Here is a 22,798-nt window from a genome sequence, read left to right as displayed (position 1 = left end):
ATATAAAGGAAATTAACTAATGGCAGATAAGGGAGTGGGGGGAGATGAGGGAGATGAGGGAGATGAGGGAGATGAGGGAGTGGGGGGAGATGAGGGAGATGAGGGAGATGAGGGAGTGTTTTTACCCAGTCCCTACCTAATAGCTAGTCTCCAGAAAGGCCAAAGGCTTCTCCCTTTCCCCCTTCCCCTTTCCCTTCCCCAAGCGACACAAGCAAGCGAGTTTTACACCTACAATGGCTTCTGGTTTGAAATCTTCGACACTGGAACTTCTCAAGCGCTTTAACCGAGCGTTTCCTCAATTTTATGAACAATTCGTTAGCAGTGAGATTCAACTGCAAAATTTGCGGCTAGCCTATCGTCTTTATAAAAGCAGGCGTGCTGTAATTGAGTTGAAACCTGAAGGTAGTAAAAGTGCGCTGCATTTTGCCTACCGCAATCAATCGTTTCTTCTCAGTGATATTTTTGGTGTACTAGCTGCTTATGGGCTAACTATTCATGGGTTGAGTTTGTACGGGCAGATTAAACCACCGATGTTGGTCTTTATTAAACTTTTGGTATCCCGTGGTAGTAAAGCGCTGACTGATAAAACAGCAGAAAATGTTTGCCGTGCCATTCGTGAGGCTTTGGGAGGGCGTTTTGAAGTAGAAGAGATGTTAGCTGTAGAGTTCAATTTAGACGTTGGTTTAGAACAGGTACAGACTGAATTTTATGTTGATCCGGTTTTTCATCTTCCAGCTTTGGTGATTGAAGCTGATAATCAACCAGGGTTATTTTACAAGGTAATGTATGCTATTTGGCAGGAAGATTTACTTGTGGTTAATGCCAACTTACTAGTTTGGCGTGGACGTACTAGGCTAATTCTTTATCTGTTGGGGCCAAATGAAAGTTTAATTCCTGAGTATCTGGGACACAAAATTGCTGAAGGGGTACGCCAAAGATTGTTAGGGAAGTGAGGTTAGAGGTTGGGGACTGGGGACTGGGGAATGAGGGCTAAAAAGTAAGTTAAACAAGTATAACCTGTTACCTGTTACCTGTTAACTGTTACCTATAACCTGTTACCCATAACCTGTAATTTTGAATTTTCAATTGCTTATTTTGTCGCGCCTACTCTTAGGGTTACGATATAAATATGGCAACTATTGAAATCTTGGGCTTTCCACACGCATACGAGCTGACAGCCCCCACATCCTGCCCCGATGCTTTAGTATTTATTCACGGTTGGCTCAATAGCCGTGAATACTGGCAACCTGTAATTTCTCGTTTGTCGGTGGATTTACAGTGTTTGTCCTATGATTTACGAGGTTTTGGGGAGTCTCAGTCACACTTGGCAAGTGATTTTCATCGGCAACCTGGTTCTGTCAGTTTCTCGGCTCAGTCTGTACAGGCTTTAAGTCCCTCTCTTGATTCTGTTTATACACCGTCTGCTTATGCTCAAGATTTGGCAGTCCTGCTAAAACAGCTAAATATTACTAGTGCTTGGCTGATTGGACATTCGTTAGGCGGTACGATCGCTCTGTGGGCTGCTTCGCAAATGCCTGATTGTATAAAAGGTGTTATTTGTATCAACGCAGGTGGAGGTATTTACTTAAAGGAAGCTTTTGAACAGTTCCGTTCAGCCGGGCAGAGATTTTTACAACTCCGTCCCCGTTGGTTATCCCAAGTGCCTCTGATTGATTTACTCTTCACCAGGGCTAGTGTATCTCGTCCCCTGGATCGTCAGTGGGCGCGTCAGCGTATCATGGATTTTATCGTGGCTGACCCGGAAGCAGCTTTAGGCACGTTGCTAGACTCCACAACTGAGGAAGAAGTTAACCGCTTACCAAAGTTAGTATCGCAGTTAAAACAGCCAGTTTATTTCCTGGCTGGTACTGATGATAAGGTGATGGAACCCAAGTATGTGCGCCACTTAGCAAGTTTTCATAGACTTTTCCAATACTGTGGTGACAATGTGATTGAAATTCCTGATTGTGGTCATTTGGCAATGTTAGAACAGCCAGATGCGGTTGCTAATCATATCCGGAAATTAGTCATTAGTCATTAGTCATTAGTCATTAGTCAACAGTCAAAGATAGAGGATGAGTTCTTGGACTATGGACTATGGACTATGGACTGTGGACTATGGACTGTGGACTGTGGACTATTGACTATTGATATAACTTCATCACTTGACTAAGACTTAGCCGTGACTCTACGCCCAGAGTTAGGGGGGAAGTGTGGCCGCGTGATAGGTGGTCGGCGGCGGCGCAGGCTATCATGGCGGCGTTATCAGTACAGAATTTTAGGGGTGGGAAGAGGACTCGGAGATTATTTTCTGTGGCGGCTGCTTGGAGGTGTTTTCTCAAGCCACTGTTAGCGGCTACTCCTCCGCCTACGGCGATGGTGTCTAAACCATAGTCTAAAGCACAGGCGATCGCTCTTTTGGTTAAGGCTTTGGCTACAGTCGTCTGAAAGCTGGCGGCGATGTCCTCTGTTGGCAGTGTATCCCCTTCTTTCTCTAATTGCTGCACTAAACGCAGTACCGCAGTCTTTAAGCCGCTAAAACTGCCGTCATAGCGATGATATCCTCCTCCAGGTAGAGACACTTTCCCTTCTGGCAAGGTGAAGGCTTGGGGATCGCCTGTTTGCGCTAGCTTGTCAATAACTGGCCCACCAGGATAACCTAGCTTTAATAGCCTAGCGACTTTATCAAAGGCTTCACCGGCTGCATCATCACGAGTTTCGCCCAGGGTTTCGTAATTACCACATTCCTTAACAGAAATCAAGCTTGTATGTCCTCCAGAAACAAGTAAGCTAAGAAAAGGGGGATCTAAAGTTGGCTCACTCAAATAAGTCGCGTAGATGTGACCTTCGAGGTGATGAACTCCCAAAAATGGTTTATCGTGTAAAATTGCTAAGGTTTTGGCAGCAGTTAGCCCCACTAATAGCGCTCCTACCAGTCCAGGCGCACAAGTGGCGGCTATCCCGTCGATTTTACTCCAATCTAGTTGAGCTTGTGCCATTGCTTGGGCGATCGCGTCGTTTATTGTTTCTAAGTGCGCTCGTGAAGCTACTTCCGGTACTACCCCGCCATACTGCTGGTGAACCGGAATTTGCGAGGCTATGACACTGCTGTAAACTTGACGATTCTTTACAATTGCCACGGCAGTTTCATCACAGCTAGTTTCGATTGCTAAAACAGTTGTCATTGCTACGAAGAAGTAAGGGGTGCTGAGTGGGGAGATGGGGGAGATGAGGGAGATGAGGGAGATGAGGGAGTGGGGGGAGATGAGGGAGATGAGGGAGATGAGGGAGATGAGGGAGATGAGGGAGTAACCCACCCCTAACCCCTCCCAGGAGGGGAATAGGGAGATGAGGGAGTGGGGGGAGATGAGGGAGATGAGGAGACAGCCTTTCCTCCTTCCCCTTTCCCCTTTCCCCCTTCCCCTTTTCCCTTTCCCCTTTCCCCTTTTCCCTTTCCCCAATACCCAGTCCCCAGTCCCCAATCTCTAAAGATTTGTTTGAGAAGCTTTAACTTTTATTTACTTAAACTTTACTCGATTCCCGCGCAAGAGTATGATGACTTGCTAGTTAAGCAAATCAAGAATGTACAAGCCGCTTCGTTTTGTACAAAAAACTTTTTCTTGTGTAATAAAAGGAAACAAATCCATGCGTCGATTGTTTGCTTTGATTTTAGTGATTTGTCTGTCGTTCAGCTTTGCTCCTCCTGCAAAAGCCTTGGGAGCTAACCTGACTCCTTGTGCAGAAAATCCTGCATTCCAAGCATTGGCAAAAAATGCCCGCAATACTACAGCTGACCCCAAATCAGGACAAAAACGCTTTGAGCGTTATTCTCAAGAACTGTGCGGGCCAGAAGGCTATCCTCACCTGATTGTAGATGGTCGTCTGGACAAAGCTGGTGATTTTCTCATTCCCAGCATCCTCTTCCTCTACATTGCTGGTTGGATTGGTTGGGTAGGTCGTGCTTACTTACAAACCGTCCAAAAGGGTAATGACTCTGAACAAAAAGAAATCCAAATCGATTTGGGTATTGCATTACCCATCATCGCCAGTGGCTTTGCTTGGCCATTAGCCGCAGTTAAGGAACTCCTGTCTGGTGAATTAACCGCTAAGGACTCCGAAATTACCGTTTCTCCTCGCTAATTCCGCTTAATCTATTAATTTGTTTGGAGCATAAATCATGGCTGAAAAATCTGATCAATCCGCCTACTTACTCAAGTTTATTAGCACAGCCCCCGTAGCTGCTACCATCTGGTTGACCATCACAGCCGGGATTTTGATTGAGTTCAATCGCTTTTTCCCAGATTTACTTTTTCATCCCCTACCATAAATTGCAACTCAGATTTTAAGACTGCTTAATCTGTTGTTTTTTGCCTAATTTGTGTGGTGAATTGGCTTTATCAATTAAGTGGATTTATCACACAAATAGGCATTAAAAATTATTTTTTGGAACTCGTAAAGCTTGATTAGCTTGCGAGTTTCGCCGTTTTAATAAAACTAAATTAATTTTTCTAAACTTCCCGAATAAAAAATATCTTGGGCTGCAATTATTATTAATATAAAAATGCCACCATTGTATTTTTGAGGCAACATAAAATATGGCGCAAGCAGTAGACGCATCAAAAAATTCCCCTAGCGATCCTAGAAATCGGGAAGTGGTTTTTCCAGCAGCACGCGATCCTCAATGGGGTAACTTAGAAACCCCTGTTAATGCTTCCCCTTTAAGCAAGTGGTACATTAACAATCTACCTGCCTATCGTCCAGGTCTAACTCCTTTTAGACGTGCGCTAGAAATTGGTATGGCTCACGGTTACTGGATTTTTGGGCCTTTTGCTAAATTAGGACCCCTGCGCGATACACCTAACGCGAACCTCGCAGGATTACTAGCAAGCATCGGCTTAATCGTGATTTTAACTGCCGGGCTATCGCTATACGCTAACAGCAATCCACCCCAACCTCTGGCTACTGTAACTGCAACTCCTCCTGATGCTTTCCAATCTAAGGAAGGCTGGAACAATTTTGCCAGCGCTTTCTTAATTGGCGGTATTGGCGGTGCGGTAGTTGCTTACTTCTTGACTAGCAATATCGCTCTGATTCAAGGTCTAGTGGGCTAATTGATTTTTGGTAATGGGGCGATCGCATTTAGTGATGACTGATCCCCCGTTACCAATTGAAGATTTATCATTAGGGAATAGGTTACAGGTTACAGGGAACAGTATTGAAATCCTTTTATTATCCAATTTTTACCTTAAACAGCAAGAAGGCTCACGTCTCACCCGTTCGCGCTAGCGTTCCGTAGGAAAGGGGAGCATCCCGATGTTGCAGAATGGTTATGATTCATTGGGAGTGAGGTTTGTAGAGTGTCCACACTGTCAAAAGCAGCATGATAGAGACATCAATGCGGCGATAAATATTAGAAATGAAGGTTTGCGACTTTTGGTGAGCCAGTGCGGTCTTGGGGCCTCCCCAAGTGGAGCAACTGGCGAACCCGTAAGGGTGTTAGGAACGAGCATCTCTGCCCAAGGAGGGGATGTAAGACCAAAGACTTCTGGACGTAAAAAATCCACCAAGTCCCAGGCAGTTCCCAATGAATTGGGAAGCCTACATCGACCCGCTAGGGCGATGTAGGTAGTTCACAATTGATTTATGTCAGTAGCCATATAGGTTAGGACATGGATAAATCAGAAAATCCTTTTTGCAAGAAGCTGGTGAGCCTGTCACCTGTCACCTGTTCCCTATTCCCTGTTATATAACGCGGTTTCGATCGCATTCAGGGCGGTTTCAAAATCGTCATTGACGATTTGAATATCAAATTCGTCAGCAGCTGCAATCTCTTGTTTGGCACGCTGTAAGCGACGAGCGATCGCTTCTTCTGAATCCTGTCCCCGCCCGCGAATTCGTCTTTCCAACTCTTCAAAGGAAGGCGGGAGAATAAAGATACTCAGGGCTTGGGGGAAGGAGGCGCGGACTTGTCTTGCGCCTTCGAGTTCAATCTCTAGGACTACTAACTTGCCTGATTGAACTTGACTCAGCACAGCTTCGCGGGGAGTGCCATAATAGTTACCTGCAAATTCGGCAGATTCGAGAAATTCGCCTTGAGCAAGCAATTGTTCAAACTTGCTACGGCTAATAAAGTAATAGTTTGTGCCATCGACTTCCCCTGGACGGGGAGCGCGAGTTGTCGCAGAGACAGAGTAATAGAGTTCCGGATGACGCTGGAGGAGCGATCGCATTAAAGTACCTTTACCGACCCCACTAGGCCCGGTTAGGACAATCAATTTGCCTGAAAACGGTGTTTCTTTGGTAGTAGCACAATGGATGGATAAAACTTGCATCATCCGTAAACCTGTGAATTAATCAAAAAAATGATTCATTAGATAAGTCAGTAATTTAATCTAGTCTACGTTAATAACGCAAACCTTAACTAACGAATTTGTAACCGCAGTGACAGAAAACTTGTCTAATTCACATGGTACTGCCGATATAGTGCAAACAGAGGTAGGGTTTTACGCCTCTCTCTCATTAGTTTTCTACACTCTGATGCTCGCGGGAAATAACGAAACGATTCGCTACCGTTTCCGGTTGAATCGCCGACAAAATTACGTGACTCGAATCTGTGATAATTACAGCCCTGGTTCTGCGACCATAAGTCGCATCAATTAGCTGATTTTTGTCCCTAGCATCGGTAATGATCCGCTTAATAGGAGCAGATTCTGGACTCACAATGGCAACCACTCGGTTAGCCGAAACAATATTGCCGAACCCGATATTAATTAACTGTATTTCCATAGAAAAACTGACACCTAATGTGGTGTTCTAAGCTAAAGAAGATTGTATTCTCATGTTATCCCGAAAAAATAAGAGTTACAACGCATTACATTTAGCCAGATTGAGTTTTTAAATAACCGATGCTTTTTTTAGCTATTTATTAGTCAATTTTACTGAAAATCTACCTAAAGACATAGGTATTAATCCGCTAATACGAGCTAGTACCAAGTTGATAATTATAAATACTATCTAAGGGTATTTGCTAATTTCTTTCCTCTTCCCCAAGATATTAAACTTTGGGTAAACTTTCTATGATTGGTGTTATTTACAACAAGTTCCGATAAGCTTTATATTTTTTCCCTGCATCACAAATGGGATCAGCATTGCTCACCCTCTGATAGGTGTAGGTTTTTATTGGTATTCCAAAAACTTTGGTTTTGGGGTGTAGGGTTAGATGAAACCACATTTTCTCGTTAGTTTTAGAGTCTTTACTCACTGCTATATTTAGGACTTACGCAGGTGTGATAATCAAACTAAATGTAGGGTGCGTCAGCCCCAATAATTTCGTATAGATTCAAGCATTTTCCACATCTGACGCACCCTACCCCAAGTGCCAGTTGCTTCAGTAAATTGCTATATAAATAATCTTTTCATCCGGGAAGTAGTTGACTATTAGTTCTTGAATAATTGGCAACCAAACTTTTTCAATTGTGAGATTTGGTAATGATAAAAATCTTTGTATTCTTTTTCTTCTGCTTTCAAATTTAATTGCCAGAGGTAGCGCATTCGCTAATTTCTCTAAAGTTACTTCCTTGATTGACTGCAACAAATGTATCAAAATTTTTAGCAACAGATATTCTGCTAAACTCAATTGACTTTTTAAGTGCTTTTGGTACTATGTATAACATTATCATTAAGTAGGTCTTATTGACAAAACTAGACCTACCTGTTTTTATCACAAAACGCTACCCATCTTATACACCAAGCTTTTTAGGCTGTTTCGTCTCCCCTCCTGATGCCAATCTCTACATTTGTAGGGGAGCCAGTGCGTTGCGGTGAGTCCTGACTAACTCACAATCATCTGTTTCTATATTTTGATTTATTCTCAAATTTTGTTATAGTTTATAGAGCAAAAATAGCGTTTCTTATTTTATCTGATTACGGGATTTTTTACATATCTAAATATAGATTAGCTTCTGGGGTAACACATATTATCTTCTTTGTAGTGTGAGCGATCGCATTTTTAAACGCAGAGGAAGGCAGAGTTAATATTGAGGAGGAGGATGAGAGCGATCGCTGATGAACTTAATCACAGTTATACTATTTTAATAGTAAGTTATTTTTTGTTACAATATAGAGATGATGAATACAGAATTTGCATAAGCAATATTTTACTGAAATTTGCTGTAATGAAGCTGAAATTAGTTTAACATCAAAAAAGCAATAGCACATAAGTATTAAGGAAATCGTTTGAGGATATTTCTATGAGATATGGAATTGATATTGGTCACAATTGCCCACCAGATACCGGAGCTAGAGGCATAAAAGTAGAAGACAATCTGACTTTAGATGTAGGCAACCGGGTGATCAGTAAGTTAAAAGCTTTAGGGCATGAAGTAATATCATGTAAACCTGATAGAGCTTCTTCAGTAAAAGATTCTCTCTCCCAGAGGTGTAACAAAGCAAATGCCAGTAAAGTAGAGGTTTTTGTTTCAATACATTTTAATGCTTTTAATGGACAAGCTAACGGTACAGAAGTATTTGCCACTAGTGATAATGGGAGAAGAATTGCTCAACCAGTGTTAGATGAAATTGTCAAACTAGGATTTTTTAATCGTGGGGTTAAAAGCGGTACTCACCTGTTTGTTTTGCGAAATACAGATATGCCTGCTATTCTGGTGGAGTGTTGCTTTATTGATTCGCCAAAGGATATGAATTTGTTCGACGCAGAAGCAACTGCTAATGCGATCGTCAAAGGGTTAACAGGGAAGATTCCTAGTGCTGCTGTACGTTCTGTTGCCGATGAAGAACAAAATACAGATACTAGTATTTTAAGGCTACAGAAATCACTAAATCGTCTGAAAATTACAGATAGAAATAATAAAGCTCTAGTAGAAAATGCCCAACTGAATACGGAGACAAAATTTGCGATCGAGAAGTTTCAAGGCATTGTCGGGCTGGAAAAAACAGGGATTTTGAATGAAGCCACATGGAACGCGGTTAATTTGATTTTATCTAAAAGAATCATCAGACCTAACCACGCTGGCGGCCCTGTTGTGCGATACTTACAATTCCGAGTAGGGGTTGAGGTTGATGGCATTTATGGCGCACAAACAGAAGAGGCAATTAAGAGATTTCAACGGCAAAATGGTTTACTTGCCGATGGAATTGTTGGGCCAAGGAGTTGGGAAAAATTAATTGGTTAGTGAGGAACTAGAGGTTAGAGGCTGGAGGCGCTTAGGCTAACAAATTACCTTTTGCTTTCAGCCTTTTTCACTAACCACGATTTCGTTCTAATAAAAGCATCATGATTAAGCTGATTAAAATTTGTTGCTCTTCGCGATCGCTAATTTGATCAACAGGTTTAATGGTAAATTTTCTGGAGAGAAACGAGGGGATTTTCTCCAACCGCATCACGACTGTACCATCAGTTCGGCTAACTAAATAAACTGGGTTGAATACGTAACCAGTGAAGATACCAACAATGGGAATTTCTGCAAACAACGCATCCGCAATCTTCACCCAAGGATTTTTTTCTTGAATGCTTAAGTTAGTGACCTCCCCATCAAAGATATCGTAACGCGCACGCCACAGGGATTTTAAACCGCGTCGCTTAACGGCTCCAATATTAGCACCGTTACTGTCTGTGAAGTCATAACGAGCAGAAAAATCAATAATGCGATCGGCTTTGATGTAATACAGGGGATTTGTACGTTCAGCATCTGCAAAGATGGTAATTGCTTCTTTGAGCTTGAATAGTTTCTGCTTGACGTAAAAAACCAAATTACCTTGAGCGTCAACAACTGATATTTGCGGTGCTAACGCCCAAAATTTAAATGTAAGTTCTAAGGGATGCTGCATAGTTTCAGTGAAAACAACTTGTTTGTCACCTGACTTTTCACGTTATGTGGAAAAGTTAACAGCAGACCTAACCCCCCAGCCCCCTTCCCTTGAAGGGAAGGGGGAGAAATCAAAGCCTCTCTCCTTGTAGGAGAGAGGTTTGGAGAGAGGTCTTTCAGATCCCGTGAAAAGTCAGGGTAGTTTACTTCTTATTAATCCCTGTTGAGGCTGATATCCAACACAGAAAAAGTTAAATAATGTAAATGAGAAAGTGGGAGTGGGAAGTAACCCACCCCTAGCCCTGAAGAGGAGGGAAGTAGAGGAGAAAATAATTACTCAAAAACTACAGTGCGATTACCATAAACCAACACTCGATTTTGCAGATGTAGACGTACAGCCCTAGCTAAAACAACTCGTTCTAAATCTTTACCTTTTCTAATCAAATCCTCAACTTCATCGCGGTGGCTAACTCTGACTACATCTTGCTCAATAATTGGCCCTGCATCTAATTCAGGAGTAGCATAGTGAGCTGTAGCACCAATAACTTTCACACCACGCTCAAAAGCTCTATGGTAGGGATTCGCACCTACAAAAGCTGGTAAAAATGAGTGATGGATATTAATAATTTGCGGAAATTTATCAATAAAGTCTGCGCTAACAATTTGCATATATTTTGCCAATACAACTAAATCAATTTGGTATTGTTGCAGTAATTCTAATTGTTTAGCTTCCTGTTCAGCTTTGTTATCTTTATTGATGGGAATATGATGAAAGTCGATGCCAAATTGGTCGGCTACTACTTTTAATTGAGGATGGTTACTGATAATTAAAGGAATTTGCGCCGCAATTTCTTTTGCACGCTGTCGCCAAATTAAATCATATAAGCAATGGTCTTGGCGACTTACCCAAATAGCAATGCGTGGAATGGTATCCGAAAAATGTAGTTCCCACTTAGCACCTAGAGGTTGGGCGATCGCATTAAATGCTGCCCCAATTATCTCTCGCGGCAAATTAAAACCTGCTAACTGCCATTCGATGCGAGTTAGGAATAACCCCGCAGCAAAATCGGTATGCTGGTCTGCATGGATAATATTACCACCATTAGCATAGATAAAGTTAGCGAATTTGGCTACTAATCCCCGTTGGTCGGGGCAAGAAATTAGTAAGGTTGCAGTTGGATTGGTCATGGTAAAAGTAAAATAATATCGCCATCAGATAATATTTATATAGCGATTATCAGTCAAGTTAGGTATATAATCGATGTTTTTAAACGCAGAGGGACGCGGAGGAAAGCACAGAGGGACGCAGAGGTTTTCCTAGTTTTATTAGCAGTGTACCAATACCATAATAAATCTCATGTGGCATATTTTTATCTTGATATTGCTCATATTTTACTTAGTAATAGCTTACTTGTTATTTAAAAAATGGCTATTTCTCTTTCTCCAAGATGAAGATATGAGTTCTAGTCAACGCTCTTATTCTGGTGTAATTCTTCTGATAGCAACTATTTTCTGGCCAGTAGTAGTTCCGTTTGCTTATTTGGAATTACTAAATTTTCAGCTAAAATATAGCCAAGAGATTCAATTATTAAAAAATCAAGCTGATAACAGCAATAAGCATGAGAATTACTCTGTGAAATAATAGGATTCATGTTTGAATGAGCGTAGGAAAGCTTGATATTGATAATCAATACTTTCCCAACATCCTCTTATATCATGTCCGCCTAATTAGTTGTAATTCGGTGCATCTGTGCAAAAAGGTGAAAAGTCTTTCTCCCCCTGCCCCCTTGCAGTCTTAATGATAAGTCTTTTACCGGACAAGATATTAAGGGGTATTGGGGGTAGATGGTGGTTCAATTTTATCTAAGGCAACAGGTTGTTTCCACTCTGATAATTCTCGATTTACAGCATTAGCAAAATCTGTAGATACCAACAGCACATTTACATTACCATTTGGTTGATTGCTGGGATCAGCTTGAGCATAGATAAACCGACCATTAAAATCAGGCTTGCCCAAAATCAACTGATGGGTTTTTTGATTTTTCAGATTAATGTTAATGGTGGCTTGGGGTTGGTCTAAGCCAAATTCTGCTATTTGATTAGCTGGGGTTGAGAGAGTGCGATCGCTTTTCCCCTTCACCAACAAATCCATCAAATAACTAACTATAGCGTCATTTGCAGGTTCGGATACAGGAGATTTAAGCAACCACTTAGGGTTATCAGACTGGGGGTTGCGTGACAAACTCACCGTCAATTTGGGAGTTTTGACAGTGATGGCTTGCACATCATCTTGTGTAAAGGAAAAGACTTGTTGCTGATTTTCTTTAGCCTCTTCTCGTTGAGTTGCACCGCGAATCTCATGGAAATAAACAAAACCACCCAACCCCAGGGCTAACAATAGTAAAATTAGAGTTTTTTTAGTCATTGATGATTGGTGATTGGTGATTGGTAATTGGTGATTGGTAATTGGTAATTGGTAATAACTTGTTTATAGCCATTTTCAATCTAGTGAGGTACAGGTATGCAAATAGACCTAACCCCCTAACCCCCTTCCCGCTTCGGGAAGGGGGAACAATTCAAAGCCTCTCTCCTTTTAGGAGAGAGGTTTGGAGAGAGGTTAAAATTGTACTTCACTAGACCGAGAACCGCTATACTATTACCCATTCCCCATTACCCATTACCCAGTTTCTCATCTCCGCTTCCACCAAATAGCGGCGGCGGCGATTAGGCCGAGTAGGGGCAGAACAAACAGAGAGGATAATGTTAAAAGGTTAGCTTGTGAGGTTGATAGGTTGATTCGTCTATTTTTTGGTTCTTTAGGACGAATTGAAAGGGGTTGCTGATCCTGCTGACTCAGCCAGGTGACTGAGTTAAGAAAGACATCGCCGTTTAATTGTTGTTGAAATGTGTTGTTGGTGGCGAAGTCTGAGTTACCTATCACTACTAACCGTGATTCTGTGGCTGGTTTTGTTGGCTTCTGTTCGGTTGGGGGAGTTAGCGTAGCACTTGGGGTAGGTGTCGTTGTCGGCGATGCTGTGGGTGTAGGACTTGCTGGCGTTGTTGGCGATGCTGTGGGTGTAGGACTGGCTGGCGTTGTTGGCGATGCTGTGGGTGTAGGACTGGCTGGCGTTGTTGGCGATGCTGTGGGTGTGGGACTGGCTGGTGTTGTTGGCGATGCTGTGGGTGTCGAGCTAGCTTGACTTTGGTTTGTTGGCGCTGGGGTAGGTGTAGGTTGAGGAGTTGCTGGAGATGGGGCTGGTAGTTTTCTCGTTAAAGCTACACCCAAGGTTAAAGGCCCTTTCAGGTCTTTGTCGGGGTTAAACTGCAAATTTTCGTCTTTGAGGTCGCTTTCTGCCCAACTATCGGGGTAGGGTTTGGTTTTTAGCAGGGGGGTGGACTCTACGCCAGCTACTGGGGTAACTTCTAGCGGTCTGGCTAGGCGATAAAAGGAAATACCCTGAGCAAATTCTTTTGTAATGGGATGTTGTCCGTAATCTGTAACTATAGGTGCAGCCGGGCCGAGTTGTGCGCCGGCTCCAGAGACATCGACTGCTAAACGGTTATCTAAGCGTACACCCCATTCTTGCAGTAAACTGTTGAGGTTGGGGTTGGTGCTGGGGTCAATCATGAGTAGGGCGTTACCACCACGATTGAGATATTCTTGTAATGCTTTAACTTCAGCGTCAAATAATCCGCGTTTGGGGCCAGCGACGATGACAACATCAGCATCATCAGGCACTTTAGGGTTTTGTACTAGATTTAAAGGTGAGGAATTATAATTTCTATCACTTAATGCTTGGACTGCTTGGGAAATTGCATCTTCACCTTCAGTAATTGGGTGTTCGCCATGACCTTGGAGGAAGTAGACTTTGGCAGTGCGATCGCTCATAATTTGTTGTAAGCGATTAGTTAACCTAATTTCTGTCAAACGTTCATTAACATTGACAGTTTGCACTAATTGCCTTTTATTACCAGATTCTAGATAAACTTCGCCATAATCTTTCACACCAAATTTCTGTGCTAACCCTGGGCTGTTTTGTGGATTAACATACTCAAACTGAAAGTTACTACTTTTGCGGCGATAATTTTCTAAAAGTTGTTGGTCTTGGGGATTTTGTGTCACGTCAAACACCCAAACTTTCACAGGTTGTTGGAGATTCTGCACCAATTGTTGTGACTGTGGTGATAGGGTAAATAATTGACTTTCTGTTAAATCTGCCCGTACTTGGTAGCGAGTTCCTAAAAAGTTTATTAGTCCCAAAATCACCAAAACTGCTAAAGTTGCCACAAGGGCGTTAGTACCAGCTTGAGTAGAACGTCGATTCCACCATTGACTACGCTGGCTTTGCCACAATAACCACAATCCAATGATGACAATTCCCGCAATTAGTAATGCTAGAGTCAGTGTCCCCCAACTATCAGAAACTAAGCCCGATGTTAAACCCGCGACCACCAAAAAAGGGCCTAACCAAAATAAATATTGCCAAAGTTTGTTTCGTTGAATAGTTTTCATCTTTAGAGTCAATAGTCAATAGTCAATAGTCAATAGTCAATAGTCAATAGTCAATAGTCAATAGTCAATAGTCAACAGTCACTAATCTTTGGACTTTGGACTTTGGACTTTGGACTTTGGACTTTGGACTATTGACTAATTACGCTGAAATCTTAGGGCATCAATTGATTGGGCTGTGAGGAAAATGCCCAGAAATATGTAACTGGCAAATAATATGAGGGCGCTGGTATCGAAGATGCCTTGAATGAATGTGTTGTAATGTTTGAGTAGCGAGAAATGTCCAAGTGCATCACCTATGGGGCCGCCGATACTTTTAGCAATTACGTCAACAAATAAGAGTAATAAAATTAAGGCGAAGGTGAGAACAGCAGATAAGATGGTGCTGTCTGTCAGGGAAGAAATAAACATTCCTAATGATAAGATTGCTGCCGCAAATAAAATTAATCCTAAGTGACCAAGTAAGGGTATTGTAGCTGGCATTGGTGGGCTGGAACTACTAATGGCGATCGCTTCAAATAGCAGCAATGGTAAAACTAGAGTTATAAAGAATGTCAGCACACCCAATAATTTACCTACAGCAACTGCCCAATTAGTTACAGGTGAGGTGGCTAAAAGTTCCAATGTACCGCGTTTGCGTTCTTCGGCGTATAATCCCATCGATAAAACTGGCAGTATAAATAACAACAACCAGCCCAAACGGTCTAAAAATGCTTGAACAAATTCAGCTGGAACGTCAATTGGCGGGACTGGTACACCTAGTTGTTGTCCTTGTAAATCTAAGGAGGCAACGTATACTAATATGCCACTTGGCCCTAGTAAAATCATCACCAAAAATAACCCAGCAATGAACCAAAATACAGAGGCGATCGCATAAGCTAAAGGTGAAACAAAATAACTCTGTAACTCTCGGCGATAAATGGCAATAATATTACTTAGCACTATACCCATTTACGCTGCTCCTTCATCCTGGGCTGATTCGTCCAGGGTAGCTAAATTTTTCTCTTCTGTGGTTAGTTGCAAGAAGACATCTTCTAGACTAGCGCTGACACGACGCATTTCATGCAAACCAAACCCACAACTAATTAAAGTTGTGGCGATGTCCTTTCCTGGTTCCCTTCCCCCTTGGGAGATGACGCGCAGATATGCACGGTTATCTTTGGGGAGATGATGACCAGGAATAGATTCTACCAAACTCACGCCTGGAACTTTCTGCAATACCTGTTTGGCTAGGGCTGCTTCTCCCTCAATCTCCAATTCATAACCAGAACCGCCTGTCAACTGGGTCATCAACAATTCTGGTGTATTGGTAGCTACTACCTTACCACGATTGATGATCGCAACCCGGCTACAGGTCATACTCACCTCTGGCAGAATGTGGGTAGACAGGATAATTGTGTGGGTTCCCGCCAGACTCTTAATTAAATTCCGCACATCGATGATTTGTCTGGGATCAAGCCCCACTGTAGGTTCATCTAATATAATCGCTGGTGGGTCATGAACGATCGCCTGTGCAATACCCACTCTTTGACGATACCCTTTAGATAGTTTGCGAATAATTACCTTGCGCCTATCTTCTAAGTTACAACGTTGGATAGCTGCGTCTACCTTAGAATTGCGATCGCCTGCTGACACGCCCTTAATTCGCGCCACAAAATGCAGAAACCCCTCCACCGTCATATCTGGATATAACGGCGGCGTTTCCGGTAAATAGCCAATACGCTGACGCACCGCCAAAGAATTCTCATGCACATCAAAGCCAGCGATTTTCGCCGTCCCACTACTTGCAGGTAGATAACCCGCCAAAATCCTCATTGTTGTAGTCTTTCCCGCCCCATTCGGCCCCAAAAACCCTAAAATCTCCCCTGGTTCGACGCTAAAAGTCACATCAGTAATTGCTGGGGTGGAACCATAGGTTTTACTTAGATGTTCAACTTCAATCATAAATCTTTCAGCAATCTGCTCGTCCCATAGTAGACCTTCACAACTTCTCTAGGGTACTCAACAATCCTGACATTTTGCCGCCTGAACTCAAAAAACTCCGCTTACCTCTGCGTTTCAAAGCACCTCTCCAATCACTTTTATTTATCATTTTGAAAATAAAGAATATTTGCTCCTATCGGAAGGAAGGCTTAAATTGAAACATACAAAGCCAAACGTCAACAGAATTATTTAACCGGGTGTAACATGAATATTCACAAAAAAAATACGGTTCAAATAAGAATAATTAACCGCCGAAAATTCAAGATTCTTAATCAAGATTTTTATTTAATCTAGCCTAAACTGAACTGTCTTAAGTAGGTCGTCGAAAATAAATCAAAGTATGTTAAGTAATGTAAATTTATCACGATTTAGTTCGTAGTCAGGACTTAAGTCCTGACTACAAACCTTGATTTATTTAAACCATTCTACTTACTTGATAACCCATAAATTAACTGGGAATTCTTAGCAATTACCTACAGAAAATTCAAACTACCTGGAATATTACCGACAAAGTTGAGAACAGATAGACATGAACGAAATCCTGACAGCTATCCCCACCGGAATTACCGCTTTTATAGCTACAAACATGGATGATTTAGTCATCCTCACACTCTTATTCTCTCAAGTGAATGCAAGCTTCCGCAGCCGACATATTGTCATTGGTCAGTATTTAGGTTTCTGCACATTGGTTCTAGCCAGTCTCTTGGGTATATTGGGAGGGTTAATATTACCATCTCATTGGCTGGGGCTGTTGGGTTTAGTGCCAATTACGATAGGATTAAATCGCCTCCTCAATCCTGAATCTAATTCATCGTCTGATGAAGAATCAGAAATAGAATTGTCTAATTCTGCTAATTTTGCTGGTAGTTTTGTATCTCCTCAAGCTTATAGTGTGGCGGCTATTACAGTTGCCAACGGCAGTGATAATATAGGTATATATATGCCGTTATTTGCTAACAGTGCTGTTATTGAGTTGCTAGTAATCATTTCTGTCTTCTTATTGTTGGTTGGTGTTTGGTGTTATGTGACTTATAAACTCACCTGTCAGAATGCCAGCGCCAACCTGTTAACCCGCTATGGTAATAATTTTGTTCCCTTTGTCTTGATAGGTTTAGGTGTCTTTATTATCTTAGACAGTGCTTCGCTCACCCCTATTGTTTTGACAGTTACTTGTTTATGTTTAACGGGACTAATCAAAATCATCCAGGTTTCTAAATTAAAAACCCAAAGTTTAGAATTGTAAAAAGATATGAAAATTATTCCTCTTTCTTTTGCAGTATTAATGTTGTTAATTAACTTAGTAGTTACTAGCCCATCTTGGGCATTAACCAACATTGCTTTAGTCCCTAGCTCTAACTTTGAGATTGGTCAAAAAGTCATTTGGCTTTACAAAGCTCGTCCTGACTCTGCTGATGTCCAAAAAATTCCGGCGGAAGTAGTCAAGTTAAGCCCTAAGCAAGTGCAAATTAAAGTACGCAAAAACAATAACGAATTTGTTAATCGTTGGGTAAATCCTAACAAACTGGAAAGTTTTCCTAAGATTCACGACTCAGCATGACGCTAAATCAAAACTGATACGCAATTCATCAAAAATTAGGGGTAGGTTTAGTTAGTAAGTCTTTGGATAGATGAAATTATTCATAAACTTACCCATACATAAGTGCTGAGGTTGAAAGAAAATTAAGGCTTTATCTAGTCTTCAGCAGCTAATAATTGCCATATTCTGATAATTAACAGTGAACAGTAAAATCCTTGGGTCTAAGTTCCCCAGCAATTGGTGGAAGGCGTTAGTGGCGTGTCTAAATCCCCACCATACGCCTGATAACTGATAACTGATAACTGATAACTGATAACTGATTTAACAATTTCCAACCAGGGAGAAAATATGCAGTTCATGAAAATTTTTCTTGTCGCTCTCGTGTTCATCTTGAATTTGACAATTGCTCAACCTTCTTGGGCTGGTAAAGATTTCACTAAAGGGACTGACTATGCTGAGGTAACTCAGGAACTCAATCAACTTTTAACCGTGAAAGATAACCCTGAACAAGCAGGCTATACACCAGAACAATTTCAAACCCGACTATCACAATTGCAGTCTCAAAAGTATGTGATGGAAACAGCTAGAAAACGGGCGCAATGCTTCAACCAAACTGGTAGAACTTTAGGAGTCTACGCCAATAAACCTAAAAAATACCCAACTCAACTTTACTTCCTTGCAGCAGGACAAATTACAGATGATGATTGGGATTGTGATGGTATGTACTTACCCGCAGGTAGTCGGGTATTATTGAATCCCACTGGTGAAGTACAAGAATTAACCGAACCAATTGCTGTCAAGTTTGTTGATGGTACACAGTCAATTGCTAGAATTAATCCAACTACTGGGGCGATTGAATTAAATGTTGCACCTGCTAAAGTCTTCAAAGCAGGCGAAAGCACTTGGTTGCTACCTACATTATCTCAGGCAGAGGTTGACGCGCAAGTTCCCAGTCCACAAATCATCGACTAATCCTAGTTAGGCATTAATTTTACCAAAAAACTGGGTTTAAAGCCCTGCCCTAGAAGGGCAGCTTTTGTGATAGTATAGCGGATAGCGGTAAAGCGCACATAAAAAAGACGAAGTAGGTCAAGCGGACGACTCCTGATCCGGAACCCTGGTAGTATAAATCCTGAATCTTGTACAAATGTGGGAGTAAAGTCAGAAATTAAAAACCTTTTCAAACGCGGTCGGGCAGTCCGTGTATGTTTGTGGACGTATCCAAACGGGGAAACTTGAATACGAGTATTCAAGTTTCTAGAGAGGACGGATGAAGCAAGAATCCTCGTATCTTTAGATCGAGGAGTGTCAATGTTCACGAATGTCATTTAACCCTCCTACTCAGGAGGGGTTTTTTGTGGGTAGGGGCGCACAGCTGTGCGCCCCTACTCATCTGCGTTTATCTGCGTTTATCTGCGTTCGATTTTTTCAAATTTATTACCACATTTTAGCCTTGCCACGCTAGTAACGCACCGCATATCTTGGTGCGTTACGGCTGATCCTAATGGTATCAAACTCCCAAATCTCTACACAGCCGTAACACAAGCTACGAGAACTGAAATAAACCTGAATGTACTTACGCCATTTTACTTATAATAATTTCTTGACTCAGTAACAAATAATAAAGCACAACGATAGATTTACTTCTATAAAGACTATAATAATTTAAATAACGGTATTCCGCCCAAGATACCGTACATATAGGAGTAAGTGCTGATGAGCAAGTCGCAACATCTAGCGCAGTTAAGATATTTAATTGTAGAGAAAATTTTGCCACCTATAGGGGTTTACCGACACATAGTTATAAGTTGGTTGAAGGCGCGTAATGTTCGCAGCTTTGTAAGTTTGTTGTTGGTGGGGGCTATTTTTAGTACAGCGATCGCAGCTTGTTCGCAAAGCAGATATGCAGGACAATCTGATGTGAGGCTGAAGCTCGTTTCTTTTTCAGTCACTAAAGCTGCTCACGACCAAATAATACCTAAATTTGTCCAAAAATGGAAGCAAGAACATAATCAAAACGTAACTTTTGAGCAGAGTTACGGAGGTTCTGGCGCACAAGCTGCAACCGTGATTGTCGGTACACAACAAGCAGATATAGTACACTTAGCACTGCCTTTAGATGTCAAAAAAATCCAGCAAGCTGGCTTGATTAAAGAAGGTTGGGAGAACAGAGCGCCAAGGAATGGTATTGTGAGTAGATCAGTTGCGGCGATCGTTACTCGTGCAGGCAACCCCAAAGGGATCAATAGTTGGCAAGACCTAGCAAAAGACGGCGTAACATTAATTGCAGCTAACCCCAAAACCTCCGGTATTGCCATTTGGGAATTTCTGGCATTGTGGGGTTCAGTGACTCTCACAGGCGGCGATGAAACGGCAGCCTTAAATTATATTACAAAAGTATATAAAAATACGCCAATTCTCACAAAAGATGCTCGTGAAGCCAGCGATTTATTTTTCCAAAAAAATCAGGGCGATGTCTTAATCAACTACGAAAACGAAATAGCTTTGGCTAAAAAAAATGGGGCAGAACTACCTTATACAGTGCCAAAGGTAAATATTTCTATAGATAATCCCATAGCTGTAGTAGATAAAAACGTTGATCAGCACGGTACTAGAGAAGTTGCAGCCGCCTTCGTTGATTTCTTATACTCCACAGAAGCACAGCGCGAATTTGCTAAACTACAATATCGTCCAGTCAATCCCACTGTTACCCAAGAGGTAGTGGCAAAATATCCTAAAATTGATACCTTATTTACATCTCAAGATTTAGGTGGTTGGGATTTGATAGAAAAGAAGTTTTTTGCTAATGGGGCAGTTTTTGATCAAGTGCAAGCAGCCAAAAAAGCCTGAAGTTTTAATTTGCATGAAATGTACCCAATTGCCGACAGAAAACCTGAGAATTTAAGTTAAAAAAATGCGGCGAATAAACTTATGTTTTGCTTTGGTAATTTTGAATTTTGAATTGGTATTATGAACTTTCCTAGCCTATTCCACTCAAGCTGTTACATCACCAGTTTAATGCTGATTGCCAGCAGTATCACCGCTTGTAACAGTGGACAAGAATTAAGAAATCAAGTAAGTATTGATGGTGCGGCTGTTGGTTTTCCCATTTCTCTAGCGGTTGCAGAAGAATACGGTAAAATTAAACCTGACGCTCAAGTGAGTGTAGCTTCAAGTGGAACTGGTGGCGGTATTAGTAAGTTTTGTAATGGCGATATTGATATTGTTGGGGCATCTCGTACTATTAGAGATGAAGAAATCAAAAAGTGTCAGAATAAGAATATTGCATTTATAGAGTTACCCATAGGTTTAGATGGGATAGCGGTGATTGCTAACCGTCAGAACAACTTTGCTAAATGTCTAACTATTAAAGAATTAGATAAAATTTGGAGTGCGAAATCAGATGGTAAAATTTTGAATTGGAATCAAGTTAACCCTAAGTTTCCTAATCAAAAACTCAAGTTGTATGCTCCGGCTTCTGATACAGGCACATTTGATTATATGACTCAAGCTGTGACTGGCAAAGCTAAGAACGGCCGCACAGATTATACTCCCAGCCACAATCAAAATCTACTTGTACAAGGCGTATCAGGGGATGTTACAGCTTTGGGTTATGTAGGCATATCTTATTACATTCAAAACCAAGACAAGCTCAATTTAGTGGCTGTAGAAGGTGCGACAGGAAAGTGTGAAAAACCAGTTCCTATAGATAATGTCGTTAAAAATATATACACACCTTTGTCTCGTCCTTTATTCATTTATGTCAGTAAAAAATCTTTAGATAATAAACCAGCAGTCAAAGAGTTCGTAGATTTTTATTTAGATAATTCTTGGAAATGGGTAGATAGCGTTGGTTATGTTGCGCTTCCAGATGAAGCTTACCTCAAAGTGAAACAAAAATTGGCTAAAGGTGAAACTGGGACAAAGTTTAAAAAAGCTAAACCTGGGGAACCAATCACAAACTTTATTTAAATTAAGCTTGATTGAAAAAAATTATTATGAGCAGTAGGAATATTCAGGAAGATTCATATCAAACATCTAGACATCAGCTAGAAAAAAACGCCTCAGAAGATATTCTAGAAAAGATTATTGCCGGAATTTTATTTGCCTGTGCTTTAGTTTCTGTTTTAACTACTTTTGGAATTATATTAATAATATTTCAGGAGGCATTTGCATTTTTTCAACAAGTTTCTTTTGCCGAATTCTTCCTTGATACCAAGTGGACACCACTGTTTGCTAATAGACACTTTGGCGTTTGGCCTTTGATTAATGGTACGTTTTTAACAACTGCGATCGCCATGGCTGTTGCTATTCCGTTAGGCTTATCTTCGGCAATTTATTTAAGTGAATATGCTCAACCCAAAGTAGCAGCAATTTTACGTCCAGCAGTAGAACTTTTATCGGGGATACCAACTGTAGTCTATGGTTATTTCGCCCTATTATTTGTCACCCCATTACTACGAAATGTGGTTCCTCTAGAATTATTCAACGCCTTAAGTGCAGGCTTAATGATGGGAGTAATGATCACCCCTACCGTTGGTTCTATTAGTTTAGATGCTATTCAAGCAGTTCCCCGTTCTTTGCGAGAAGGTGCTTATGCGTTAGGTATTACTAAGCTCGAAGCTATTTTTAGAGTTGTGCTTCCAGCAGCACTTTCGGGAATTATCGCTTCAATTATTCTCGGTGTTTCTCGCGCCGTGGGTGAGACGATGACAGTTGTAATTGCGGCTGGACAACAACCGAAAATCACTATAAACTTCGCAGAATCTGTAGAAACAATGACAGCCTACATGGCACAAATTTCGGGTGGAGATAGTCCCCGTGGTAGTCTTAATTATCAGACTTTATATGCCGTAGGCGCTCTTTTGTTTGTCATTACCCTAGCTTTAAATATTATAAGTTACTGGGTTGCTAATCGTTTTAAAGAAAAGTACGACTAATAGT

General features: G+C 41.4%; 23 protein-coding genes and 2 pseudogenes. 15 read left to right on the top strand and 10 right to left on the bottom strand.

What is annotated here, in order from left to right; all coding sequences use genetic code 11:
• Nucleotides 1-19 precede the first annotated feature (19 nt).
• The 3 genes from H6G83_RS18580 (at nucleotide 20) to H6G83_RS18570 (ending at nucleotide 2,041) form a co-directional block, all read left to right on the top strand.
• Complete coding sequence (locus tag H6G83_RS18580; protein ID WP_190474984.1) at nucleotides 20-283, top strand: hypothetical protein; 264 nt, start codon at nucleotides 20-22, stop codon at nucleotides 281-283.
• Nucleotides 234-953, top strand: a complete 720-nt coding sequence (locus H6G83_RS18575; RefSeq protein WP_190474982.1) for a hypothetical protein — start codon at nucleotides 234-236, stop codon at nucleotides 951-953. The genes H6G83_RS18580 and H6G83_RS18575 overlap by 50 nt, the downstream gene beginning before the upstream one ends.
• Nucleotides 954-1,129: 176 nt before the next feature.
• Entirely contained in the window at nucleotides 1,130-2,041 is a 912-nt protein-coding gene (locus H6G83_RS18570) for an alpha/beta fold hydrolase (protein ID WP_190474980.1), read from the top strand.
• A gap of 103 nt (nucleotides 2,042-2,144) precedes the next feature.
• Here the strand turns inward: H6G83_RS18570 and tsaD are convergent, their stop codons facing one another.
• Nucleotides 2,145-3,185, bottom strand: a complete 1,041-nt coding sequence (tsaD, locus tag H6G83_RS18565) for a tRNA (adenosine(37)-N6)-threonylcarbamoyltransferase complex transferase subunit TsaD (protein WP_190475031.1) — start codon at nucleotides 3,183-3,185, stop codon at nucleotides 2,145-2,147.
• Nucleotides 3,186-3,645: 460 nt separating this feature from the next.
• Here tsaD and H6G83_RS18560 point away from each other — a divergent pair, with 460 nt between their 5' ends.
• From H6G83_RS18560 to H6G83_RS18545, 4 genes and pseudogenes are all read left to right on the top strand, one after another.
• Entirely contained in the window at nucleotides 3,646-4,140 is a 495-nt protein-coding gene (locus H6G83_RS18560; RefSeq protein ID WP_190474978.1) for a Photosystem I reaction center subunit III, read from the top strand.
• A gap of 37 nt (nucleotides 4,141-4,177) precedes the next feature.
• The gene (gene psaJ, locus H6G83_RS18555) at nucleotides 4,178-4,327 is read left to right on the top strand and encodes a photosystem I reaction center subunit IX (RefSeq protein ID WP_190474976.1); all 150 of its coding nucleotides are present in this window, start codon (nucleotides 4,178-4,180) and stop codon (nucleotides 4,325-4,327) included.
• Between the two features lie 268 nt (nucleotides 4,328-4,595).
• On the top strand, nucleotides 4,596-5,111 hold the full coding sequence (locus H6G83_RS18550) for a photosystem I reaction center protein subunit XI (RefSeq protein ID WP_190474974.1): 516 nt from the start codon (nucleotides 4,596-4,598) through the stop codon (nucleotides 5,109-5,111).
• Between the two features lie 196 nt (nucleotides 5,112-5,307).
• Nucleotides 5,308-5,625 (top strand): annotated as a pseudogene (locus H6G83_RS18545) (zinc ribbon domain-containing protein); the annotation flags it as partial.
• Nucleotides 5,626-5,732: 107 nt separating this feature from the next.
• On the opposite strand, the gene gmk reads toward H6G83_RS18545, so the two are convergent.
• The 3 genes and pseudogenes from gmk to H6G83_RS18530 form a co-directional block, all read right to left on the bottom strand.
• The gene (gmk, locus tag H6G83_RS18540) at nucleotides 5,733-6,335 is read right to left on the bottom strand and encodes a guanylate kinase (RefSeq protein ID WP_190474972.1); all 603 of its coding nucleotides are present in this window, start codon (nucleotides 6,333-6,335) and stop codon (nucleotides 5,733-5,735) included.
• Nucleotides 6,336-6,519: 184 nt separating this feature from the next.
• Nucleotides 6,520-6,786, bottom strand: a complete 267-nt coding sequence (gene remA, locus H6G83_RS18535) for an extracellular matrix/biofilm regulator RemA (RefSeq protein WP_010994282.1) — start codon at nucleotides 6,784-6,786, stop codon at nucleotides 6,520-6,522.
• 607 nt (nucleotides 6,787-7,393) lie between these two features.
• A pseudogene (locus H6G83_RS18530) lies at nucleotides 7,394-7,636 on the bottom strand (IS4 family transposase); the annotation flags it as partial.
• Nucleotides 7,637-8,249: 613 nt separating this feature from the next.
• Here H6G83_RS18530 and H6G83_RS18525 point away from each other — a divergent pair.
• The gene (locus tag H6G83_RS18525; RefSeq protein WP_190474970.1) at nucleotides 8,250-9,191 is read left to right on the top strand and encodes an N-acetylmuramoyl-L-alanine amidase; all 942 of its coding nucleotides are present in this window, start codon (nucleotides 8,250-8,252) and stop codon (nucleotides 9,189-9,191) included.
• 70 nt (nucleotides 9,192-9,261) lie between these two features.
• Here H6G83_RS18525 and H6G83_RS18520 read toward each other — a convergent pair whose 3' ends face one another.
• Together H6G83_RS18520 and purU are read right to left on the bottom strand one after the other, a co-directional pair.
• Complete coding sequence (locus H6G83_RS18520) at nucleotides 9,262-9,846, bottom strand: LURP-one-related/scramblase family protein (RefSeq protein ID WP_190474968.1); 585 nt, start codon at nucleotides 9,844-9,846, stop codon at nucleotides 9,262-9,264.
• A 311-nt stretch (nucleotides 9,847-10,157) separates the two neighbouring features.
• Nucleotides 10,158-11,012 (bottom strand): formyltetrahydrofolate deformylase, encoded by an 855-nt coding sequence (gene purU, locus H6G83_RS18515; RefSeq protein ID WP_190474966.1) that lies wholly within the window; start codon nucleotides 11,010-11,012, stop codon nucleotides 10,158-10,160.
• Between the two features lie 268 nt (nucleotides 11,013-11,280).
• Here purU and H6G83_RS18510 point away from each other — a divergent pair, with 268 nt between their 5' ends.
• Nucleotides 11,281-11,466, top strand: coding sequence for a hypothetical protein (locus H6G83_RS18510; protein ID WP_242044669.1), 186 nt, complete (start codon nucleotides 11,281-11,283; stop codon nucleotides 11,464-11,466).
• Nucleotides 11,467-11,649: 183 nt separating this feature from the next.
• Here H6G83_RS18510 and H6G83_RS18505 read toward each other — a convergent pair whose 3' ends face one another.
• The 4 genes from H6G83_RS18505 to H6G83_RS18490 form a co-directional block, all read right to left on the bottom strand.
• On the bottom strand, nucleotides 11,650-12,249 hold the full coding sequence (locus H6G83_RS18505; RefSeq protein ID WP_190474960.1) for a DUF4340 domain-containing protein: 600 nt from the start codon (nucleotides 12,247-12,249) through the stop codon (nucleotides 11,650-11,652).
• Between the two features lie 264 nt (nucleotides 12,250-12,513).
• Nucleotides 12,514-14,337, bottom strand: a complete 1,824-nt coding sequence (locus tag H6G83_RS18500; RefSeq protein ID WP_190475028.1) for a GldG family protein — start codon at nucleotides 14,335-14,337, stop codon at nucleotides 12,514-12,516.
• A 135-nt stretch (nucleotides 14,338-14,472) separates the two neighbouring features.
• On the bottom strand, nucleotides 14,473-15,285 hold the full coding sequence (locus tag H6G83_RS18495) for an ABC transporter permease (RefSeq protein ID WP_190474958.1): 813 nt from the start codon (nucleotides 15,283-15,285) through the stop codon (nucleotides 14,473-14,475).
• A complete protein-coding gene (locus tag H6G83_RS18490; protein WP_190474956.1) occupies nucleotides 15,286-16,278 on the bottom strand; it encodes an ABC transporter ATP-binding protein in 993 nt (330 codons plus the stop codon).
• Nucleotides 16,279-16,846: 568 nt separating this feature from the next.
• Here H6G83_RS18490 and H6G83_RS18485 point away from each other — a divergent pair.
• From H6G83_RS18485 to pstC, 6 genes are all read left to right on the top strand, one after another.
• Nucleotides 16,847-17,560 (top strand): cadmium resistance transporter, encoded by a 714-nt coding sequence (locus H6G83_RS18485; protein ID WP_190474954.1) that lies wholly within the window; start codon nucleotides 16,847-16,849, stop codon nucleotides 17,558-17,560.
• A 6-nt stretch (nucleotides 17,561-17,566) separates the two neighbouring features.
• Nucleotides 17,567-17,875, top strand: a complete 309-nt coding sequence (locus tag H6G83_RS18480; RefSeq protein ID WP_190474951.1) for a hypothetical protein — start codon at nucleotides 17,567-17,569, stop codon at nucleotides 17,873-17,875.
• A gap of 336 nt (nucleotides 17,876-18,211) precedes the next feature.
• A complete protein-coding gene (locus H6G83_RS18475; protein ID WP_242044667.1) occupies nucleotides 18,212-18,826 on the top strand; it encodes a DUF4437 domain-containing protein in 615 nt (204 codons plus the stop codon).
• A 744-nt stretch (nucleotides 18,827-19,570) separates the two neighbouring features.
• Nucleotides 19,571-20,704: a sulfate ABC transporter substrate-binding protein gene (locus H6G83_RS18470; RefSeq protein WP_190474947.1), complete on the top strand. Its 1,134-nt coding sequence runs from the start codon at nucleotides 19,571-19,573 to the stop codon at nucleotides 20,702-20,704.
• A 120-nt stretch (nucleotides 20,705-20,824) separates the two neighbouring features.
• On the top strand, nucleotides 20,825-21,826 hold the full coding sequence (locus H6G83_RS18465) for a PstS family phosphate ABC transporter substrate-binding protein (protein ID WP_190474945.1): 1,002 nt from the start codon (nucleotides 20,825-20,827) through the stop codon (nucleotides 21,824-21,826).
• Between the two features lie 26 nt (nucleotides 21,827-21,852).
• Nucleotides 21,853-22,794 (top strand): phosphate ABC transporter permease subunit PstC, encoded by a 942-nt coding sequence (gene pstC / locus H6G83_RS18460; protein WP_190474943.1) that lies wholly within the window; start codon nucleotides 21,853-21,855, stop codon nucleotides 22,792-22,794.
• Nucleotides 22,795-22,798: the final 4 nt, after the last annotated feature.

Source organism: Anabaena azotica FACHB-119 (assembly GCF_014697625.1).
Classification (GTDB): Bacteria; Cyanobacteriota; Cyanobacteriia; order Cyanobacteriales; family Nostocaceae; genus Trichormus; species Trichormus azoticus_A.
This window is presented reverse-complemented; position numbering and strand designations above follow the sequence as displayed.

Excerpts from the sequence above, each read along its gene's own strand:
- tsaD (WP_190475031.1), bottom strand. The coding sequence starts at position 3,185 with ATGACAACTGTTTTAGCAATCGAAACTAGCTGTGATGAAACTGCCGTG.
- H6G83_RS18575 (WP_190474982.1), top strand. The coding sequence starts at position 234 with ATGGCTTCTGGTTTGAAATCTTCGACACTGGAACTTCTCAAGCGCTTT.
- H6G83_RS18470 (WP_190474947.1), top strand. The coding sequence starts at position 19,571 with ATGAGCAAGTCGCAACATCTAGCGCAGTTAAGATATTTAATTGTAGAG.
- H6G83_RS18580 (WP_190474984.1), top strand. The coding sequence starts at position 20 with ATGGCAGATAAGGGAGTGGGGGGAGATGAGGGAGATGAGGGAGATGAG.
- H6G83_RS18495 (WP_190474958.1), bottom strand. The coding sequence starts at position 15,285 with ATGGGTATAGTGCTAAGTAATATTATTGCCATTTATCGCCGAGAGTTA.
- H6G83_RS18560 (WP_190474978.1), top strand. The coding sequence starts at position 3,646 with ATGCGTCGATTGTTTGCTTTGATTTTAGTGATTTGTCTGTCGTTCAGC.
- H6G83_RS18485 (WP_190474954.1), top strand. The coding sequence starts at position 16,847 with ATGAACGAAATCCTGACAGCTATCCCCACCGGAATTACCGCTTTTATA.
- H6G83_RS18505 (WP_190474960.1), bottom strand. The coding sequence starts at position 12,249 with ATGACTAAAAAAACTCTAATTTTACTATTGTTAGCCCTGGGGTTGGGT.
- remA (WP_010994282.1), bottom strand. The coding sequence starts at position 6,786 with ATGGAAATACAGTTAATTAATATCGGGTTCGGCAATATTGTTTCGGCT.
- gmk (WP_190474972.1), bottom strand. The coding sequence starts at position 6,335 with ATGATGCAAGTTTTATCCATCCATTGTGCTACTACCAAAGAAACACCG.
- H6G83_RS18465 (WP_190474945.1), top strand. The coding sequence starts at position 20,825 with ATGAACTTTCCTAGCCTATTCCACTCAAGCTGTTACATCACCAGTTTA.
- H6G83_RS18475 (WP_242044667.1), top strand. The coding sequence starts at position 18,212 with ATGAAAATTTTTCTTGTCGCTCTCGTGTTCATCTTGAATTTGACAATT.
- psaJ (WP_190474976.1), top strand. The coding sequence starts at position 4,178 with ATGGCTGAAAAATCTGATCAATCCGCCTACTTACTCAAGTTTATTAGC.
- H6G83_RS18525 (WP_190474970.1), top strand. The coding sequence starts at position 8,250 with ATGAGATATGGAATTGATATTGGTCACAATTGCCCACCAGATACCGGA.
- H6G83_RS18520 (WP_190474968.1), bottom strand. The coding sequence starts at position 9,846 with ATGCAGCATCCCTTAGAACTTACATTTAAATTTTGGGCGTTAGCACCG.
- H6G83_RS18480 (WP_190474951.1), top strand. The coding sequence starts at position 17,567 with ATGAAAATTATTCCTCTTTCTTTTGCAGTATTAATGTTGTTAATTAAC.
- pstC (WP_190474943.1), top strand. The coding sequence starts at position 21,853 with ATGAGCAGTAGGAATATTCAGGAAGATTCATATCAAACATCTAGACAT.
- H6G83_RS18490 (WP_190474956.1), bottom strand. The coding sequence starts at position 16,278 with ATGATTGAAGTTGAACATCTAAGTAAAACCTATGGTTCCACCCCAGCA.
- H6G83_RS18550 (WP_190474974.1), top strand. The coding sequence starts at position 4,596 with ATGGCGCAAGCAGTAGACGCATCAAAAAATTCCCCTAGCGATCCTAGA.
- H6G83_RS18570 (WP_190474980.1), top strand. The coding sequence starts at position 1,130 with ATGGCAACTATTGAAATCTTGGGCTTTCCACACGCATACGAGCTGACA.
- H6G83_RS18500 (WP_190475028.1), bottom strand. The coding sequence starts at position 14,337 with ATGAAAACTATTCAACGAAACAAACTTTGGCAATATTTATTTTGGTTA.
- H6G83_RS18510 (WP_242044669.1), top strand. The coding sequence starts at position 11,281 with ATGAGTTCTAGTCAACGCTCTTATTCTGGTGTAATTCTTCTGATAGCA.
- purU (WP_190474966.1), bottom strand. The coding sequence starts at position 11,012 with ATGACCAATCCAACTGCAACCTTACTAATTTCTTGCCCCGACCAACGG.